At 63.3% G+C, this 2,928-nt stretch carries 1 protein-coding gene; it reads right to left on the reverse strand.

All coding sequences use genetic code 11. The features are described from left to right. A partial coding sequence (locus GQB03_RS22545; RefSeq protein WP_159694043.1) for a cadherin-like domain-containing protein occupies positions 1–2,928 on the reverse strand: 2,928 nt, incomplete at both ends.

The following is a 2,928-nucleotide window of genomic DNA, read 5'->3' on the forward strand; positions in this document are numbered from 1 at the left end:
TGAAGCTCGAGTTGTCCGGATCGCTGACGCCGAAGTTCGCATCCGAGAGCGTCACCGTCTGACCTTCAGAGAGCGTCAGGCTCGCGCTGTCGAGCACCGGGGCATCGTTCACCGGTGTGTAGCTGATCGTCGCGCTCAGCGTGTTCGAGTCGGCCGTGCCGTCGTTGGCCGTCACATCGAAGCTCGGGGCAAACTCGTTGCCATCATCGACGAACTGCACCAGGCCACCAGAGAGATCGGCGCTCGTGAAACTCATGATCGGCGTGCCGGCGGCACTCGAGAGCTGGAAGTAGCCACCCGAGACATTGCTCACCGTGTAAGTGAAGCTCGCGCTGTCGGGGTCGGAGACGCCGAAGTTCGCGCCGGACAAGGTCACCGTCTGGCCTTCACTCACCGTCAGGCTTGCGCTATCGAGCACCGGGGCATCGTTCACCGGCGTATAGCTGATGGTCGCGCTCAGCGTGTTCGAGTCGGCACTGCCGTCATTGACCGTCACATCAAACGCTGGGGCCGCTTCGTTGCCGTCATCGACGAACTGCACCAGGCCTCCGGTGAGATCCGCGCTCGTGAAGGTCGTGATCGGGGTGCCCGCGGCGCTCGAGAGCTGGAAGTAGCCGCCCGAGACGCTGCTCACGGTGTAGGTGAAGCTCGAGCTGTCTGGATCGCTGACGCCGAAGTTCGCGCCAGAAAGGGTGACCGTCTGCCCTTCACTGACCGTCAGGCTCGCGCTGGTGAGCACCGGGGTGTCGTTGACGGGCGTGTAGCTGATGGTCGCACTCAGCGTGTTCGAGTCGGCGCTGCCGTCATTCACCGTCACGTCGAATGCGGGGGCCACCTCGTTACCATCATCGACAAACTGCACCAGGCCACCGATCAGATCGGCGCTCGTGAAGCTCGTGATCGGGGTGCCCGCGGCGCTCGAGAGCTGGAAGTAGCCGCCCGAGACGCTGCTCACCGTATAGGTGAAGCTGCCGCTGTCGGGGTCGCTGACGCCGAAGTTCGCATTGGACAAGGTGACCGTCTGGCCTTCACTCACCGTCAGGCTCGCGCTGGTGAGCACGGGGGTGTCATTGACGGGCGTGTAGCTGATCGTCGCACTCAGCGTGTTCGAATCCGCCGTGCCGTCGTTGACCGTCACGTCGAACGCGGGGGCCGCTTCGTTACCGTCATCGACGAACTGCACCAGGCCGCCAGTGAGATTGGCACTCGTGAAGCTAGTGATGGGCGTGCCGGCCGCGCTCGAGAGCTGAAAGTAGCCACCCGACACGCTGCTCACGGTATAGGTGAAGCTGCCGCTGTCCGGATCGCTGATGCCGAAGTTCGCATCGGACAAGGTGACCGTCTGGCCTTCACTCACCGTCAGGCTCGCGCTGTCGAGCACCGGGGTGTCATTGGCCGGCGTATAGCTGATGGTCGCGCTCAGCGTGTTCGAGTCCGCCGAGCCGTCGTTGACTGTCACGTCAAAGCTCGGCACCACTTCGTTGCCATCATCGACGAACTGCACCAGGCCACCAGTGAGATCGGCGCTCGTGAAACTCGTGATCGGCGTGCCGGGCGCGCTCGAGAGCAGGAAATAGCCCCCCGAGACATTGTTCACCGTGTAAGTGAAGCTCGAGCTGTCCGGGTCGGTGACGCCGAAGTTCGCATCCGAGAGCGTCACCGTCTGACCTTCAGAGAGCGTCAGGCTCGCGCTGTCGAGCACAGGGGTGTCATTGACCGGCGCATAGCTGACCGACGCCGTGAGCGTGTTCGAGTCGGCCGTGCCGTCATTGACCGTCACATCGAAGCTCGGCGCCACTTCGTTGCCGTCATCGACGAACTGCACCAGGCCACCGGTCAGGTCCGCGCTCGTGAAGCTCGTGATCGGGGTGCCGGGCGCGCCGGAGAGCTGGAAGTAGCCACCCGAGACGCTACTCACCGTATAGGTAAAACTGCTGTTGTCCGGGTCGGTGACGCCGAAGTTGGCGCCGGACAGGGTCACCGTCTGACCTTCGGAGACAGTCAGGCTCGCGCTATCGATCACCGGGGCATCGTTCACCGGTGTGTAGCTGATCGTCGCGCTCAGCGTGTTCGAGTCGGTACTGCCGTCATTGGCCGTCACATCGAAGCTCGGGGCAAACTCGTTGCCGTCATCGACGAACTGCACCAGGCCACCGCTGAGGTCGGCACTCGTGAAACTCGTGATCGGGGTGCCGGCGGCACTCGAGAGCTGGAAGTAGCCACCCGAGACACTGCTCACCGTGTAAGTGAAGCTCGCGCTGTCGGGGTCAGTCACACCGAAGTTGCCCGCACCGAGCGTGATCGTTTGGCCTTCAGAAACGGTGAGCGATGCGCCGGTCAGCACCGGGGTGTCATTGACCGGCGTGTAGCCGATCGTCGCCGTGAGCGTGTTCGAGTCAGCGCTGCCGTCGTTGGCCATCACATCGAAGCTCGGGGCAAACTCGTTGCCGTCGTCGACGAACTGGACCAGGCCACTGGTCAGATCAGCGCTCGTGAAACTTGTGATCGGGGTGCCGGGCGCGCCGGAGAGTTGGAAATAACCACCGCTAACGGCACTCACCGTGTAGGTGAAGCTGCTGTTGTCCGGATCGGAGATGCCGAAGTTGGCCGCGCCGAGCGTGACTGTCTGGCCTTCACTCACCGTCAGGCTCGCGCTGTCGAGCACCGGGGTGTCATTGACCGGCGTGTAGCTGATCGTCGCCGACAAGGTGTTCGAGTCGGCTGCGCCGTCGTTGACCGTCACATCAAACGCGGGCGCCGCCTCGTTACCGTCATCGACGAACTGCACCAGGCCACCAGTCAGGTCGGCGCTCGTGAAACTCGTGACCGGGGTACCGGAGGCGCTACTCAATTGGAAGTAACCGCCCGAGACGCCGCTCACCGTGTAGGTGAAGCTCGCGCTGTCTGGGTCAGCCACACCAAAGTTGC

The organism is Cognatazoarcus halotolerans (genome assembly GCF_009800965.1).
GTDB lineage: Bacteria > Pseudomonadota > Gammaproteobacteria > Burkholderiales > Rhodocyclaceae > Cognatazoarcus > Cognatazoarcus halotolerans.